The sequence below is a fragment of the Paragemmobacter ruber genome (genome assembly GCF_009908315.1).
In the GTDB taxonomy this organism is placed as follows: Bacteria; Pseudomonadota; Alphaproteobacteria; order Rhodobacterales; family Rhodobacteraceae; genus Paragemmobacter; species Paragemmobacter ruber.
This window is the reverse complement of sequence record NZ_JAAATW010000004.1, coordinates 223,867-239,559: the sequence shown is the minus strand read 5'-3', so window position 1 is coordinate 239,559 and position 15,693 is coordinate 223,867. Positions and strand designations below refer to the sequence as shown.

Sequence of the window (15,693 nt, the reverse complement as noted above, 5' to 3'; positions counted from 1 at the left end):
CCGCGCAAACCTTTTCCTGTGGCGCAGGACTTGCCAACTCGATACTCCCTTTTAATCGAGAAAGACCAATCCGCGAAAGCCCCTTGGGCAGAAAATCGCGCATCTGTGACGCTGACGGAGGACCCCATGCCCGCCACCCGCCCCCTGCCCGCCCCCATGATCGAACTCTGGCGCGGCGGGATGCTGGAAAGCACCCATCTCGGCCATGCCGTGATCTGCGACGCCTCCGGGGATATCGTCGAAAGCTGGGGCGATCCCGCCGCCGTGATCTTCCCCCGCTCGTCCTGCAAGATGATCCAGGCCCTGCCGCTCTTGGAATCCGGCGCGGCGGATGCGCATGGCCTGACCGACCGTCAGGTGGCGCTGGCCTGCGCCAGCCATCAGGGCGCGGCGATCCACACCGAGGCCGTCACCCGCTGGCTCTCCGACCTTGGCCTCAGCGATGACGACCTGCGCTGCGGCGCGCATGAACCCTATGACACGGCAGAGCGGAACCGCCTCATCAAGGCCGATGCCAAACCCTGCCAGTGCCACAACAACTGCTCCGGCAAACATGCAGGCTTCCTCACCCTCAACCGCCACCTCAAGGGCGATGCGGAATATGTCGCGGTGGATCACCCCGTCCAACGCGCCGCGAAACAGGCGCATGAAGAGGTGACGGGCGAATCCTCCCCCGGCTACGGCATCGACGGCTGCTCCGCCCCCAACTTCGCCACCTCTGTCCACGGCCTCGCCCGCGCCATGGCCCGCTTCGCCGCCGCCACCGGCACGGGCGATGCGCGCGACCGCGCCATGCACCGCCTGACCCGCGCCATGGGCCAGCACCCCGAAATGGTCGCCGGCGAAGGCCGCGCCTGCACCGAACTCATGCGCGCGATGGACGGCCGCGTCGCCATCAAGACCGGGGCCGAGGCCGTCTTCATCGCCATCGTGCCCGAACGGAAAATGGGCATCGCGCTCAAGATCACCGACGGCGGCACCCGCGGCGCCGAAGGGGCCATCGCCGCCCTGCTGGTGAAACTCGGCGTCCTCGACCCCGCGCATCCGGCCGCGTTGAAACGCCTCGACGCCGTGCAAAAGAACTGGCGCGGCATGGAAACCGGCATCATCCGCCGCGCCCCGGCCTTCCCGTGATCGCCACGCCACAAAAGGAAAGGCCCCCGTCGCGCTTGACGGGGGCCCCCTGTTACGACAGACCGGCCGAGGCCGACGCTTGGTGGGGGCTTTGAAATCGACCCCGGCCTGTCGTCTGCAACCGTGTATGCCCCCCGATCAGGGCGGAAATCAGATCAGATCAGGGTATTTCGGCGGACTCTTCGCGGCAGGTCCAAGGCTTGATTTGCCCGCCCAAGCGCGTAAGCTTGCCCAATGACGGTCCAGCCCCCGACCCCGTTCCCCAATTCCCTGCGCCTGACCGAACAGGTCAGCTTCGACCGGCGCGAATTGTCGCTGATCCTCACCCTCTACGGGCGCATGGTCGCGCTCGGGGAATGGCGCGATTACGGCATCTCCACGTTGCGCGAATATGCCGTCTTCGCCATCTTCCGCCGCACGGCGGAAAACCCGCTCTACCGCATCGAAAAACACCCCAAGCTGCGCGCGCGGCAGGGGATGTATGCCGTCGTCGGGATGGACGGCCAGATCCTGCGCCGCGGCCACGACCTGTCGGCCGTCCTGCGCGTGCTGGAACGCAAGCTCATCCGCCCGATCGACTGACGCCCGCCTCAGCGGCCCGATTTCGTGCCCATCACCGTGGTGCCATCCGGCGCGGCCCCGCCATCGCTGGGCCAGGTCAAGGTCGGCAGATCAAACCCAAAACTTCCCGCAAGGCTCGGCCCGGCAAGGACAGAAAGGATCAGGGCAAGGGGGGCAAGACGCTTCATCGTTCTCTCTCCTGAAATGAACTGTTTCGTTCACTCAAGAATATGAACCGATCGGTTCACCTTTTCAAGGCAATAGTGAACAGATCGGTTCAATTTTTCACCTTGCCCAATCTGCATGGCCCTCTAAATTAGAACTATTCTAATTCCAGTGAGTCGCTCATGATCCCCGGCCTGACCACCCGCCGCCGCTTTGCCGATCTGTCGGAACAGGAAATCCTCGCCCTCGCCATCTCGTCGGAAGAAGACGATGCCCGCATCTACCGCAGCTACGCCGAACGCTTGCGCGGCGAATTTGCTGCCACCGCCGCCCTCTTCGATGGCATGGCGGCCGAGGAAGACCAGCACAGACAGCGCCTGATCGACCTGCACCGCACCCGCTTTGGCGAGGTGATCCCCCTCATCCGCCGCGAACACGTGGCGGGCCACTATGCCCGCAAACCCGTCTGGCTGGCCCGGAACCTGCCGCTCGACACGATCCGGGGCGAGGCGGCGGCCATGGAACAAGAGGCGCAGCGCTTCTACGCCCGCGCCGCCCAAGGCACGACCGACGCCGCCACCCGCAAGCTGCTGGGCGATCTCGCCGCAGCCGAGGCTGGCCATGAACGCAAAGCCACCGACCTGGCCGAGCGCCACCTAACCGACGACGCGCGCAGCGACGAAGACCGCACCGCCCGCCGCCAGTTCATCCTGACCTGGGTGCAGCCGGGGCTTGCCGGGCTGATGGATGGCTCCGTCTCCACCCTCGCGCCGATCTTCGCCACCGCCTTCGCGACACAGGACACCTGGACCACCTTCCTCGTCGGCACCGCGGCATCGGTCGGCGCCGGGATCAGCATGGGCTTTACCGAGGCCGCGCATGATGACGGCGTCCTGTCCGGGCGCGGCTCACCCCTGAAACGCGGCCTCGCCTCCGGTGTGATGACGACGGTCGGCGGCATGGGCCATGCCCTGCCCTACCTCATCCCAGATTTCTGGACCGCCACGATCATCGCGATGGTGGTGGTCTTCGTGGAACTCTGGGCCATCGCATGGATCCAGAACCGCTTCATGGAAACCCCTTTCCTCCGCGCGGCCCTGCAGGTCGTCGTCGGCGGTGCGCTGGTCTTTGCGGCCGGCGCGCTGATCGGCGGGGGCTGATCGCCGGACGCAGGTCGTGACGCAGGACTTGCGCCGTTCACCCCGTAGGATGGGCAGTTCTGCCCATCCTACCCAGCGCCCCTTCATCCCGTAGGATGGGCAATCCTGCCCATCCTACCCAGCCCGCACCCCACCCGCGACCTGCACGCTCAGGATAGCGCCCGCGCACCGGCACAGCCCATCACGGCCGAACCCCCAGCAGCGCGGGCAACTCCGCCATATCGCCAAAGAGCACCGCCCCCTCGGCCACCAATCCCGAATGCACGCCCTTCGGCGCATAGCCGAAACACCGCATCCCCGCCAACCGCGCCGCCCGCGCCCCCGCCGCGCTGTCCTCGACCACGACGCAAGCCCCCGGATCGACCCCCAACCGCCCTGCCGCGTGCAGGTACAGATCCGGCGCAGGCTTGGGCCGGCCCATCGCCTGCCCCGAATAGAGATGCCCCCGAAACCGTTCCACCAACCCATGCTGTCCCAGCGTGATGGCCATCTTCTCGGGCGTCCCGTTCGATCCCATCGCAAAGGGGATCCCTGCCGCATCCAGCGCGTCCAGCACCCCCACCACACCCGGGATCAGCGGCACGGAGGCCCGCAGCATCGCATACATCCGTGCGTAGAAATCGCTGACCCAGCCCTCGGGCAGCCGCGCCCCGTTGGCGCGCGCCTTGGCCGCCACCGTCTCCACCGTCCCGCCCATATAGCCCGTCTCAAGCTCTTCCAGCGTCAGGCGCAGGCCATGGCGTTCCAGATCGTCGCGTATCATGATCAGCGTCGGATGCTCGCTGTCCACAACCACACCGTCGCAATCAAAGATCACGGCGGCGGGTCTCATGCCCCGGCCCTCAGGATGGTGACCACCGTATCGCCATAGGCGCGCTGATCCAGCCGCTCGAAACCCTGCGGGATCACCGGCGCCATCCCCTCTTCCCACAGGATCATCGCCTCGGGCGCGATCCATCCCCCCTCGACACAGGACGCCAGCGCCTTTTCGCCCAACCCCTTGCCATAGGGCGGGTCCAGAAACACCAGCCCGTAGCCTGGCCCCCGGTTCGGCCCCATCCGCGTGGCATCCCGGCGCCAGACATCCGTCACGCCCATCGTCCGCGTCAGTTCGATGTTCCGCCGCAAAAGCGCCCGCGCCGCCGCCCCGTCATCCACGAACGCCGCCCGCGCCGCCCCGCGCGAGATGGCCTCCAACCCCAGCGCCCCGGTCCCGGCAAACAGGTCCAGAACACGCGCCCCCGTGATCGGGTCTCCGTAACCCCCATTGATGAGCAGATTGAAGATCGCTTCCCGCACCCGGTCCGACGTGGGCCTCAGATGCGCCTTCGCATCCCCCTCGCCCACGGGCGCAAGATGCAGCCCCCGGAACTGGCCGCCGATGATCCTCATGCCTTCAGCAGCGTCTTCAGATCAACCGCGACATCCGCGACCAGCGCCGCATCAGGGGATTTTCCCATCTCGATCAACCGCTTGCCCACCATATAGGCGCGGCTGTCATTCATCGCATCCACCGCCAGCAGCTCCGCCCCGCGATAGTACCAGAAGGACACCGCCCCCTCCGCCCCGGCCCGCGTGGCGATCTGGTCATAGCCTGTGTTCAGCCCCGCGATCTGCAACTTGGTGTCATACTGATCCGACCAGAACCAGGGCAGCGCCTCATAGGGCTTGGCCGCCCCGCAGATGTTCTCGGCCACGGCTTCCGCCATGTCGATGGCGTTGCCCACCGATTCCAGCCGCAGCCGCCCGCCCTTCCAGGGGAAAGACGCGCAATCGCCCGCCGCCCAGACATGGGGAGCCGATGTCCGCCCCATCGCGTCACAGGCGATCCCGTTCTCCACCGCGATCCCCGCCGCCTCGGCCAGCGCCGTGGCAGGCACGATCCCCACCCCCGCGATCACGAAATCCGCAGGCAGTTCCCGCCCGTCCGACAGGCGCACCCCCGTGACCCGCCCTTCGCCGAGCAACCGCTCCAGCCCCGTCGATTCCAGGATCGTCACCCCCCGCGCGCCATGCAGCGCGCGGAAGTAATCCGATGTCTCCGGCGCCGCGACGCGTGCCAAGATGCGCGGCGCCATCTCCAGCACCGTCACCGCCAGCCCCAGCTTGGCCCCCACCGCCGCCGCTTCCAGCCCGATATAGCCGCCCCCCACGATCACCAGCCGCCGCCCGGCCACGAACTCGGCCCGCATCGCATCCACATCGGCCAGCGTCCGCACCGTGAACACGCCCGCCAGATCGCCACCGATCGCCGCAGGCAGCCGCCGCGGCACCGATCCCGTGGTCAGCACCAGTTCATCATATCCCACCGCGTCGCCGCCCACCGTCACCACCCGCGCGGCCGTGTCGATCGCCTCCACCCGCGCGCCCAGCCGCAGCGCAATCCCCTGTTCGGCATAGAACTCCGCCGACCGCAGCCACAGCCGCTCCTCCTCCATCTCGCCCAGAAGATAGGCCTTCGACAGAGGCGGCCGCTGATAGGGCGGCGCGGGCTCCTCGCCGATGATCGTGACCTCGCCCGCAAAACCCAGCGCCCGCAGCTTTGCCGCACAGGCCGCCCCCGCCTGCCCTGCCCCCACGATTACCACATGCGCCATCGCCCGTCCCCCGTTTTCATCTGGCCGAAGCCCGGGCCGGACCCTATATCCCTCCGCAAGTGAAACGCAACGACACGAGGGACAAGAATGACGATTTCCGTAGGCCAGCCGCTGCCCGAAGCCACGCTGATCCGCATGGGCGAAACCGGGGCCGAGGCCGTGTCGCTCCATGACAAGGCCAAGGGTCGCAAGGTGGTGATCTTCGCCGTTCCCGGCGCCTTCACCCCCACCTGCCACTCCGCCCATGTCCCCAGCTTCATCCGCACCAAGGACGGCTTCGCCGCCAAGGGCGTGGATGAAATCATCTGCGTCTCGGTCAACGATCCCTTCGTGATGAAGGCCTGGGGCGAAGCCACCGGCGCCACCGCCGCCGGCCTCACCCTGCTGGCCGATGCCGATTCCAGCTTCACCAAGGCGATGGGCCTTGCCTTTGACGCGCCCCCCGTGGGCCTGCTCGCCCGCTCCAAACGCTACGCGCTCTATGCCGAGGACGGCGTCGTCAAGGCGCTGCATCTGGAGGAAAGCCCCGGCGCCTGCGAAATCTCGGGCGGCGAGGCGCTGCTCAAGGCGATCTGACGCATACCGTCGGCCACAGCCGGAAATTGGTAAGTTTACCTTGCCAATTTCCGGTTATCATGCAAACAGGCAGCACATCATACATGGGTGCTGCATGCCGTCCGTTCTTTCCAGATCCCGCGTCATCGCCCGCCTCACCGGCACCCTGCCCGATGGCGGGTATGAAGACGGCACGCCGATCTACGCCCTCGACATGCCAGACCTTCTGCGCACAGAGGACGCCCCCACCCCGCAACGGGCCGAAATCGACCTCGGCGGCAAGCTCGCCTTCGTGATCGAGGACGTGCTGACCCGCGCCGAATCTGCCCGCCTGATCGAGGTGACCGAAACGCTGGGCTTCCGCGACGCCGCCCCCGGCATCAACACGCCGCCCGGAATGCGCCGCAACAAGACCGTCCACTGGATTGCCCCCCGCGATGCCATGGCCGAGATGTTCCGCCGCATCGCCCCCCTCCTGCCGCAGGAACTGGACGGCCGCCGCCTGTCCCCCGTCCTCAGCCACCGCATCAACACCTACCGCTACGACCGGGGGGATGAATTCAACCTGCATATCGACGGGGATTGGCCGGGCTTCGGCCTGTCACCCGATGGCGCGCGCATGGTGCAATGGGCAGGCACCCACTCCATGCTGACCATGCTTCTCTACCTCAACGGGGCCGAAGACGGCCTGCAAGGCGGCGCCACCACGCTTTACGATCAGGGCGAATGCCGCGCCGCCATCACCCCGAAAACCGGCCGCGCGCTGTTCTTCCGCCACGGATCGAACCGCGACACCGTCCTCCACGCGGGCGAGAGGCTGACAGGCGACGTTCCGAAATACGTGGCCCGCATCAACGTGATGTACGACCTCTGACCCCGGCCTTGACGTCGCAGTGAAGGGGGGGCTCACCCCGCCCCCCCTCAATCCCCTCCATGGCAGAACCACCCCCCCGACACCTCCCCGCCATGGGCATAGAACAGCCACAGCCGTTCGCCCTCTTCCGTCTCCACCCACCAGTAATCGCGCGGCCCTGACCGCCAGTCGGGATCGTCCAGCCACCATTCCGGCGCGATCCGCTCAGGCCCCACGGCCACCCGCGTCACCCTCTCGCGCCGCCGCCAGCGGAACCGCGCGGGCGGCGTCGGATCACCCTCCGGCGCGCCCAGCGGCTCGGGGCGGAACATCATCAGGGGCCGCGCCGCCCGCCGCGGCCACGGCCCGGCAAAAGGCCGCGACCACGCCGCCGCCAGCACCTGCGCGCCCTTCTCGGGCAGATGGCTCTCGCCCGGATGGAACCGGGTCACCGCCTCGGTCCCCAGCCGCACCCCCAGCTTGCCGATCAGATCGTCCAGCGCCGCATCCCCTGCCGCCTCACGCGGCAGCGCGGCACTCGCCCCCCCGCGCGGCAGCGCATCCCCCGCGCCCCCGCGCGGCAGCGCATCCCCTGCGCCCCCGGCGCTCGGCGCCCGATGCTGCACCGGTGATAGCGGCTCGGTCAGCACCGCCTCCAGCCGCAGCATGTCGATCCCGAAGCCCGCATCCAGATCGCCCAGCTTCATCCACAGCAGCGGCCGGATGCGATCCACCCGGTCCGATGCGCGCGCCAGCCCCACCTCGGCCACCTCCACCTGCCCATCGGCGCGAAAGGCCTGCAGCCGCACCCGCCGCGCGCCCCGCCCATGCCGCACCAGCCGCGCGCACAGCACCGGCAGCAGCCGGTCCACCGCCGCCTCTACATCGGACAACAGCCCGATGGGATCGGGCAGGCTGATCCGCGCCGCGAAATGCAGGGGCGCCCCCGCCGGTGTCACCGGCTCGGGCTCCAGCCCCAGCGCCTGATCCAGCCGCCGCAGCACCATCGCCCCGAACCGCCGCGCCAGCGCGGCACGCGGCAGCACGGCGATATCCTCCACCTGCCGCAGGCCCAGCCGCACCAGCCCCTCCACCGCCTCGGGCGGCAGCCGCAGCGCCGCCACCGGCAAAGGCCCCAGCGCCTGCCGCATCTTGCCCGGCGGTGCGATCACCCCGCGCGGGCCCGCCTCTGCCACCGCCCCCGCAACCGGCAGCACCCCGCCCTTCTCCCACCCGCGCCGCTTGGCCGCGCGCGACCGGGTGGCATGGGCCTCCTGCTGGATGGCATCGCCGCTGCGCGCCACCGGCACCCCCTGCCCCGCATGGCGCGACAGCGCCCATGCCGCCCCCGGCGTATCGGCAATCGCCGCCCGCAGGCTCAACCCCAGCGCGGCGCAATCCGCCTCCACCTGCGCCAGCAGCGCCGCCTCCCCGCCGAACAGATGCGCACAGCCCGTCAGATCCACCACCAGCCCCGCAGGCGGCTCTTCCGCAACCCAAGGGCTGAACTTGCCCGCCCAGCGGCGCAGCCCCGTCAGGAAAGCCGCCTCTCCGGCCGGATCGGCAGGCACCGTCACCAGCGCCGGGCACATCGCCGTGGCATCGCGCAACGGCTGCCCCGGCGTCAGCCCCGCCGCCTCGGCCTCGGCCGCCAGCGACACGATCACCTGCGCCCCGTTCTGGTCGCCCACCACCGCCAAAGGCCCCGCCAGCCCCGCCGCCCCCCCCCGGGCAAGGCGCAAGGCCCGCTCGGCGGCAAGCCGCGGGAACCACAGCGAAAGGATGCGACGGCGACTCGGGTCCATGGATGTTCCAGTTTTGTTCCGATCTTCCCCCATCGCCCCGAAAAGTCCAGCCACCCCCGCGATCAAGCGCCTGAAAACTTTCCGTGAGAATGCCGGATGCCCCGGTGACAACGTGACGCAGCCAAGGCACTCTGCACGTTCGAGTGACGCACCATTGCCATCAGGGAGTCGAAGAATGAAGCTTGCCGCCAAGACCCTCGTGCTGGGCTTTGCCCTTGTCGCCGGGGCCGCCATCGCCGCCGAAGCCACCGATCCCACCGTGCGGGAACGTCAGGTCCTGATGGATACGATCGGGATGAACACCGGCATCCTTGGCAAGATGGCCGGGGGCGAAACCCCCTTCGACGCCGCCGCAGCCGAGGCCGCGAAAGCCGCCCTCGTCGCCGCCGCCACCGAAATTCCGGCCAAGTTCGAACCGCAGGCGACCGATCCGAAATCCACCTCGAAGCCCGAAATCTGGACGAACTGGGAAGATTACCTCGCCAAGGCGAACGCGCTCAAAACCGCGGCCGAGGCCGTCGATGCCACCACGCTCGAAGGCGTGCAGGCCGGCATGGGCGCCATCGGCGGCACCTGCCGCGATTGCCACAGCACCTATCGCACGCCCAGCTGATCCGCGCCCGGCACGCCCGCCGCAAACAGGCCCCCGCCCCATCGGCGGGGGCCTTTTCGCATCAGCCGCAGGTCACGCGGGCGATCAGCCCCGTCCGGTCGATCTGGAAATTCAGCCGGTCCGGATTGTAATCCATCGTCACCGCCGTGTCGGGATAGATCACCCTCACCGGCTTATTGAACCGGATCGTATCCAGCTGCGCCGCCGGCGCCCCCACCAGATATTGCAGATCCAGCGCCCCGCACTGGTTCACCGGGCCGGGCGCCGGGCCAGGATCGGGGGCCTCCACCGGCACACAGGCCGTCACCGCCAGCGCAAGGCCAAGCCCCGCCATCGTCTTTGCCAGAACATGCATCGTCAGTCTCCCAAAGGGCCCGGATGACCATTGCATCCGCCCCGCAGCTTTTCCCCCGCCCCGCCGCAAGGCAACCCCCGCGCCGCGAACCGGCAAACACCCGCCGTTTCCCGCGTTGCATTTCCCGCCACTTTCGCCCAGCCTGCGCCCAAATCGCAAGTTTGGGAGGATCCGATGCGTACCCGCGCCGCCGTCGCCGTTGCCGCAGGCAAACCGCTGGAAATCATGGAGGTGAACCTCGACGATCCCAAGGAAGGCGAGGTCCTGATCGAGATCAAGGCCACCGGCATCTGCCACACCGACGAATTCACCCTCTCCGGCGCGGACCCGGAAGGCATCTTCCCCTCCATCCTCGGCCATGAAGGCGCGGGCGTGGTGGTCAAATGCGGCCCCGGCGTCAAGACGCTGAAACCCGGCGACCACGTCATTCCGCTCTACACGCCCGAATGCCGCGAATGTCCCTCCTGCCTGTCGCGCAAGACCAACCTCTGCACCGCCATCCGCGCGACCCAAGGTCAGGGCCTCATGCCCGATGGCACCACCCGCTTCTCCATGCTGGATGGCACGCCCATCTATCACTACATGGGCTGCTCCACCTTCGCCCAGCACACCGTCCTGCCGGAAATCGCGCTGGCCAAGGTCCGCGAAGACGCCCCCTTCGACAAGATCTGCTACATCGGCTGCGGCGTGACCACCGGCGTGGGCGCGGTGCTGAACACCGCCAATGTCGAAGCCGGGGCCAAGGCCGTGGTCTTCGGCTTGGGTGGGATCGGGCTCAACGTCATTCAGGGCCTGAAACTGGCCGGGGCCGACATGATCATCGGTGTCGATCTGAACGATGAGAAAAAGGAATGGGGCGAACGCTTCGGCATGACCCATTTCGTCAACCCCAAGTCGCTGCCCGAAGGCACCTCGGTCGTCCAGGCCATCGTGGACATGACCAAAACCCCCTTCGACAAGATCGGCGGCGCCGACTACAGCTTCGACTGCACCGGCAACGTCAAGGTGATGCGCGACGCGCTGGAATGCACCCATCGCGGCTGGGGCCAGTCCATCATCATCGGCGTGGCCCCCGCGGGCGCCACGATCGAAACCCGCCCCTTCCAGCTGGTCACAGGCCGCGTCTGGAAAGGCACCGCCTTCGGCGGCGCACGCGGCCGGACGGACGTGCCCAAGATCGTGGACTGGTACATGGACGGCAAGATCGAGATCGACCCGATGATCACCCACGTCCTGCCCTTGGAGCGCATCAACGAAGGCTTCGATCTGATGCACGCGGGCAAATCCATCCGCGCGGTGGTGGTCTTCTGACGGCGCGGCGGGGTGAACCCCGCCCAGCCCCGGATGACAGGAAAAGGCCAAGCGGCCCCGTCACGGGCCTGACCCGGGGCGCGGGGCAGGATCAGGGAAACAGCTGGTTCCAGCGCGCAGGAAAGCAGGATCATGCCCGAAACCTCCGGAACCCTGCTCCTCAAGGCCAAGGGCATCCCCTTCACCCTCCACCCCTATGACTACGACCCCCGCGCCGATGCCGTGGGCCTCGCCGCCGCGCAGGCCCTCGGCCTCAAGCCCGCCCTCACCCTGAAAACCCTGATGGTGGAAGTGGACGGCAAACCCGCCTGCTGCGTCATCCCCTCCGACCGCCATCTGTCGATGAAAAAGGTCGCCGCGGCCTTCGGGGCCAAATCCGCCACCATGATGCCCCCGGCCAAGGCCGAGAAACTGACGGGCTACAAGGTCGGCGGCATCTCCCCCTTCGGCCCCCGCCGCCCCGCGCCTACGGCGATCGAAGCCACCGCCACCACCGCCACCAAGGTCTGGATCAACGCTGGCCAGCGCGGCCTCCTCCTCGGCATCGCGCCACAGGATGCGCTTGCGGCCATCCCGGCCACCGCCGCCGCCCTGATCGCCTGACCTTTTCCCTTTCCCTCCGCCGCGCAAAGGCGCACCCTAGGGGAAAAAGGACAATCCCATGCCCGACCCCCGCGCCCCCCGCCTCTGCGTGCTGATCGACGCCGACAACGTGCCCTCCAGCTATGCCGAAGCAATCTTCGAGGAAATAGCCTCCCTTGGCGAAGCTTCGGTCCGCCGCATCTACGGCGACTGGTCCGCCCAGCGCCTGGCTGGATGGGCCAAGCAGGTGGCGGCCCTCGGCCTCGTTGCAGATCAGCAATTCTCCAACACAAAGGGCAAGAACGCCTCTGACATCGGGCTTGTCATCGCCGCGATGGATTTCCTCCATTCCGGCCTCTTCGACGGCTTCGTCCTCGTCTCGTCGGACAGCGACTTCACCCGCCTCGCCGCGCGCATCCGCGAGCAAGGCCTCGATGTCTACGGCATCGGCGAAAAGAAGACGCCCGAAGCCTTCCGCATGGCCTGCAAGCGCTTCATCTATGTCGAAAACCTTGGCGCGGCCGAAGATCACCCCGAACCCGCCCCCGCGCGCGGCGCACCGCGCGCCGAACAGCCCGACACGCCGAAATCCGGCACGAAAGAGGCGCCCGCAAAGGCCATCCCCTTCATCATCGCCGCCATGCGCGCGATCGACCCCGATGCCGAATGGTATTCGCTGGGTCAGGTCGGCCAGTTCATCACCCAAGGCAATCCGGACTTCGACACCCGCACCTATGGCAGCGCCAAGCTTTCGGACCTTGTCCGAAAGATCAGCCGCTTCGAGGTGCGCCCCGGCCCCGGCGGCCAGTTGCAGATGCGCGACGTCGCCTGATCCCCAAGACGCCAAAATCCTTCCCGAAGGATTTTGGCCGTCGCCCGCTGAAAATCTTGGACCAAGATTTTCAGCACCCGCCGCCCAAAACTTTTCAGGAAAAGTTTTGGGCGACCGTTGCGCCAGTCGGTGCGTGCCCGCACCGACGGCCTGCATCAGGCCGCAGTGTAAATTCCGCCCCCCTTTGTCTATCTTCGCCGTGCAGCAGGAGAAGACCCATGCAGATTGACCTCGGACTGGACAGCTTCGGTGACACCACCCACGGCCCGGACGGGCAGCCCAGGCCCCATGACGCCGTGCTGCGCGATGTGGTGGAACAGGGTGTTCTGGCCGATGCGGTCGGCGTGCACTTCCTTGGGCTTGGCGAACATCACCGTGCCGATTTCGCCATCTCCGCGCCCGAGATCGTGCTATCCGCCATCGCCGCCCGCACCTCCCGCATCCGCCTTGGCTCTGCTGTCACGGTGCTGTCCTCGGATGATCCGATCCGCGTGTTCCAGCGGTTCTCCACGCTCAACGCCATCTCCGGCGGCCGGGCCGAGGTGATCCTCGGGCGGGGCTCCTTCACCGAAAGCTTTCCGCTCTTCGGATATGATCTCGAAGATTACGAACGCCTGTTCGAAGAAAAGCTCGACCTCTTCGCGCATCTGATCCGCGATGAGGCTGTCACATGGTCTGGCACGACCCGCGCGCCGCTGCGGGATCAGCGCGTCTATCCCACGCTCGGCCCCGGCCTGCAGGTCTGGGTGGGGGTGGGCGGCAGTCCGGACTCCGTGCTCCGCGTCCTGCGTCACGACCTGCAGCTGATGCTGGCCATCATTGGCGGCGACCCGCGCCGCTTCAAGCCCTATGTCGATCTCTATCACCGCGCGGCCGCCCAGATGGGGCGCAGCGCCAAACCCGTGGGCGTCCATTCCCCCGGCCATATCGCCGCGACCGACGAACTGGCGGCCGAACAGCTCTGGCCGAATTACAGGGCAATGTTCGATCAGATCGGGGCCGAACGCGGCTGGCCGCCCGTCACGCCAGACCGTTTCCTCGCGGAGATCCGGCACGGATCGCTCTATGTGGGCAGCCCCGAAACCGTGGCACGCAAGATCGCAGGCACGGTCACGGCGCTGGGTATCCAGCGCTTCGACATGAAATACGCCACCGGCCCCATGGCGCACGAACAGCTGATGGACAGCATCCGCCTCTATGGCGAACAGGTCATCCCGCTGGTCAAGGACATGGTCTCCGGGGTCAAGGTCGCGGCACAATGACCTGCCTCTAGGGCGGGGTTAACCCCGCCCGTTCACGGCGCAAGATGCGGCCGGAAGGCCGCTACGACCTCTTCATAGACTTTGCGCTTGAACGGCACGATCGACGCGATCATCTCCCCCGCCCCGATCCATCGCCACTGGCTGAATTCCGGATGCTCCGTCTCGATCCGGATCTGATCATCTGTGCCGAGAAAGCGAAACAGGAACCACTTCTGCCGCTGCCCGCGATACTTGCCGCCCCAGACCTTGCCCAAAAGCTCAGGCGGCAGGTCATAGGTCACCCAATCGGGCGTCTTGGCCACGAATTCCACCAGATCCGCGGTCACCCCTGTCTCTTCCCACAGCTCGCGCAGCGCGGCCGTGCGGGGCTTTTCCCCGTCATCGATCCCGCCCTGTGGCATCTGCCAGGCCGGATGCGGGGAATCGAGCCGCTGCCCGGCGAAGATCGCGCCTTGGGCGTTGATCAGCACCACGCCCACGCAGGGGCGATAGGGCAGGCTGTCGGCATCCACCATGCTCTTGCCGGGGCCGCCTGCGCGGCCCCGCCCCCTTTGCTCAGTTCTGGCTGGCCGCCGGGGCGACGGCGTTCAGACCGCGCAGGATATCCACCGCATAGGCCAGTTGGTAATCCTCGTCGCGCAACTTGGCGGCGTCCTCGATCTGGGCGCGCTCTTCCTCCAGCAGCTTGCGCTCATCCTCGGTCATCGAATCGTTCGAGATGATCCCCCGCAGATCGGCCTCGGACGACGGCGCCGTTGCGGCCGAAGTCTCCTCCTCGCCCTCTGCGGGCGGCTCGGCCACCGGCTGGTTCACCACGATATCCGGCATCACCCCAAGCGCCTGGATCGACCGGCCCGACGGCGTGTAATACCGCGCCGTCGTCAGCCGCATCGCACCATCTCCGCGCAGCGGCACCACCGTCTGCACCGACCCTTTGCCAAAGCTCTTCGTCCCCACCACGATCGCCCGCCGGTGATCCTGCAACGCCCCCGCCACGATCTCCGAGGCCGAGGCCGACCCGCCATTGATCAGCAGGACGATCGGCTTGCCTTCCGTCAGATCGCCCGGTGTCGCGTTGAACCGCTCGCCATCCGCCGGATCGCGGCCGCGGGTGGAAACGATCTCGCCCTTCTCAAGGAACGCGTCCGATACCGAAATCGCCTCGGTCAGCAACCCGCCCGGATTGTTCCGCAGGTCGATGACGAAGCCGTCCACATTCTCCATCCCGCCCAGTTCCTCGACCGATTTCGCCATCTGCTCTTCCAGCCCCGGAGTCGTCTGGTCGTTGAAGGTGGTGATCCGCAGCACCACGGTCTTGCCCACCACGCGGCTACGCACCGCCGTCACCTTGATCGTGTCGCGGATGATCGACACGTCAAACGGCTCGTCCACGCCTTCGCGCACCACGGTGATGATGATCTCCGATCCCACCGGCCCGCGCATCATCTCCACCGCGTCATCCAGCGTCAGGCCCATCACGCTTTCGCCGTTCACATGGGTGATGAAATCGCCCGCCTCGATCCCCGCCGCCGCTGCCGGCGTGTCATCCATGGGCGAGACGACCTTCACGAAACCCTCTTCCTGCGTGACCTCGATGCCCAACCCCCCGAACTCACCCCGGGTCTGCACCTGCATGTCGTCGAAATCCTCGGGCGGCAGATAGCTGGAATGCGGGTCGAGCGACGTCAGCATCCCGTTGATCGCCGCCTCGATCAGCTGCTGGCTATCCGTCTCTTCCACATATTGCGACCGGATGCGTTCGAAGATGTCACCGAACAGATCCAGCTGCTGGTACACATTCTCGTTCCGCTCCGCCTCCTGCGCGATCAGCGGCCCGGCCACCTGCGTCGTCAGTAAAGCCCCGGCCACCGTGCCGCCCAGCGCGGCCATCACGAACTTCTTCATCTC

18 protein-coding genes are annotated in these 15,693 nt (G+C 67.4%); 10 read left to right on the top strand and 8 right to left on the bottom strand.

Annotation, left to right across the window (positions count from 1 at the left end; translation table 11 throughout):
• Positions 1-126: 126 nt before the first annotated feature.
• Positions 127-1,134 (top strand): asparaginase, encoded by a 1,008-nt coding sequence (locus tag GU920_RS17175; protein WP_161768344.1) that lies wholly within the window; start codon positions 127-129, stop codon positions 1,132-1,134.
• Positions 1,135-1,368: 234 nt separating this feature from the next.
• Positions 1,369-1,716: a DUF2794 domain-containing protein gene (locus GU920_RS17170; RefSeq protein WP_161768343.1), complete on the top strand. Its 348-nt coding sequence runs from the start codon at positions 1,369-1,371 to the stop codon at positions 1,714-1,716.
• An 8-nt stretch (positions 1,717-1,724) separates the two neighbouring features.
• On the opposite strand, the gene GU920_RS17165 is transcribed toward GU920_RS17170, so the two are convergent.
• Positions 1,725-1,883 carry a hypothetical protein gene (locus tag GU920_RS17165; protein WP_161768342.1) on the bottom strand — a complete coding sequence of 53 codons (159 nt, stop codon included), beginning with the start codon at positions 1,881-1,883 and terminating at the stop codon, positions 1,725-1,727.
• Positions 1,884-2,042: 159 nt separating this feature from the next.
• Here GU920_RS17165 and mbfA point away from each other — a divergent pair, with 159 nt between their 5' ends.
• Entirely contained in the window at positions 2,043-3,020 is a 978-nt protein-coding gene (gene mbfA / locus GU920_RS17160; protein ID WP_161768341.1) for an iron exporter MbfA, read from the top strand.
• Positions 3,021-3,201: 181 nt separating this feature from the next.
• Here the strand turns inward: mbfA and GU920_RS17155 are convergent, their stop codons facing one another.
• The 3 genes from GU920_RS17155 to GU920_RS17145 are packed head-to-tail and all read right to left on the bottom strand — an operon-like array spanning position 3,202 to position 5,617.
• Positions 3,202-3,852: an HAD family hydrolase gene (locus GU920_RS17155; RefSeq protein ID WP_161768340.1), complete on the bottom strand. Its 651-nt coding sequence runs from the start codon at positions 3,850-3,852 to the stop codon at positions 3,202-3,204.
• Positions 3,849-4,412, bottom strand: a complete 564-nt coding sequence (gene rsmD, locus GU920_RS17150) for a 16S rRNA (guanine(966)-N(2))-methyltransferase RsmD (protein WP_161768339.1) — start codon at positions 4,410-4,412, stop codon at positions 3,849-3,851. Before rsmD ends, GU920_RS17155 begins: the two co-directional genes overlap by 4 nt.
• Positions 4,409-5,617, bottom strand: a complete 1,209-nt coding sequence (locus tag GU920_RS17145; protein ID WP_161768338.1) for an NAD(P)/FAD-dependent oxidoreductase — start codon at positions 5,615-5,617, stop codon at positions 4,409-4,411. The genes rsmD and GU920_RS17145 overlap by 4 nt, the downstream gene beginning before the upstream one ends.
• Before the next feature lie 87 nt (positions 5,618-5,704).
• On the opposite strand from GU920_RS17145, the gene GU920_RS17140 reads away from it, so the two are divergent.
• Together GU920_RS17140 and GU920_RS17135 are read left to right on the top strand one after the other, a co-directional pair.
• Positions 5,705-6,193 (top strand): peroxiredoxin, encoded by a 489-nt coding sequence (locus tag GU920_RS17140; protein WP_161768337.1) that lies wholly within the window; start codon positions 5,705-5,707, stop codon positions 6,191-6,193.
• Positions 6,194-6,287: 94 nt separating this feature from the next.
• Complete coding sequence (locus tag GU920_RS17135) at positions 6,288-7,046, top strand: 2OG-Fe(II) oxygenase (protein ID WP_161768336.1); 759 nt, start codon at positions 6,288-6,290, stop codon at positions 7,044-7,046.
• Between the two features lie 47 nt (positions 7,047-7,093).
• Here GU920_RS17135 and GU920_RS17130 read toward each other — a convergent pair whose 3' ends face one another.
• Entirely contained in the window at positions 7,094-8,830 is a 1,737-nt protein-coding gene (locus tag GU920_RS17130) for a Y-family DNA polymerase (protein WP_161768335.1), read from the bottom strand.
• A gap of 175 nt (positions 8,831-9,005) precedes the next feature.
• On the opposite strand from GU920_RS17130, the gene GU920_RS17125 reads away from it, so the two are divergent.
• Entirely contained in the window at positions 9,006-9,443 is a 438-nt protein-coding gene (locus GU920_RS17125; RefSeq protein ID WP_161768334.1) for a c-type cytochrome, read from the top strand.
• Positions 9,444-9,504: 61 nt separating this feature from the next.
• On the opposite strand, the gene GU920_RS17120 is transcribed toward GU920_RS17125, so the two are convergent.
• A complete protein-coding gene (locus GU920_RS17120; RefSeq protein WP_161768333.1) occupies positions 9,505-9,798 on the bottom strand; it encodes an I78 family peptidase inhibitor in 294 nt (97 codons plus the stop codon).
• Between the two features lie 174 nt (positions 9,799-9,972).
• On the opposite strand from GU920_RS17120, the gene GU920_RS17115 reads away from it, so the two are divergent.
• The 4 genes from GU920_RS17115 to GU920_RS17100 all read left to right on the top strand — a co-directional run bounded on the left by GU920_RS17115 (position 9,973) and on the right by GU920_RS17100 (position 13,785).
• Complete coding sequence (locus tag GU920_RS17115; RefSeq protein ID WP_161768332.1) at positions 9,973-11,109, top strand: S-(hydroxymethyl)glutathione dehydrogenase/class III alcohol dehydrogenase; 1,137 nt, start codon at positions 9,973-9,975, stop codon at positions 11,107-11,109.
• Between the two features lie 132 nt (positions 11,110-11,241).
• The gene (ybaK, locus tag GU920_RS17110; RefSeq protein WP_161768331.1) at positions 11,242-11,712 is read left to right on the top strand and encodes a Cys-tRNA(Pro) deacylase; all 471 of its coding nucleotides are present in this window, start codon (positions 11,242-11,244) and stop codon (positions 11,710-11,712) included.
• A gap of 58 nt (positions 11,713-11,770) precedes the next feature.
• Positions 11,771-12,523, top strand: coding sequence for an NYN domain-containing protein (locus GU920_RS17105; protein ID WP_161768330.1), 753 nt, complete (start codon positions 11,771-11,773; stop codon positions 12,521-12,523).
• 218 nt (positions 12,524-12,741) lie between these two features.
• A complete protein-coding gene (locus GU920_RS17100) occupies positions 12,742-13,785 on the top strand; it encodes an LLM class flavin-dependent oxidoreductase (RefSeq protein ID WP_161768329.1) in 1,044 nt (347 codons plus the stop codon).
• Positions 13,786-13,817: 32 nt separating this feature from the next.
• On the opposite strand, the gene GU920_RS17095 is transcribed toward GU920_RS17100, so the two are convergent.
• Positions 13,818-14,300: an RNA pyrophosphohydrolase gene (locus GU920_RS17095; protein ID WP_161768328.1), complete on the bottom strand. Its 483-nt coding sequence runs from the start codon at positions 14,298-14,300 to the stop codon at positions 13,818-13,820.
• Positions 14,301-14,340: 40 nt separating this feature from the next.
• A complete protein-coding gene (locus tag GU920_RS17090; protein ID WP_161768327.1) occupies positions 14,341-15,690 on the bottom strand; it encodes a S41 family peptidase in 1,350 nt (449 codons plus the stop codon).
• Positions 15,691-15,693 lie beyond the last annotated feature (3 nt).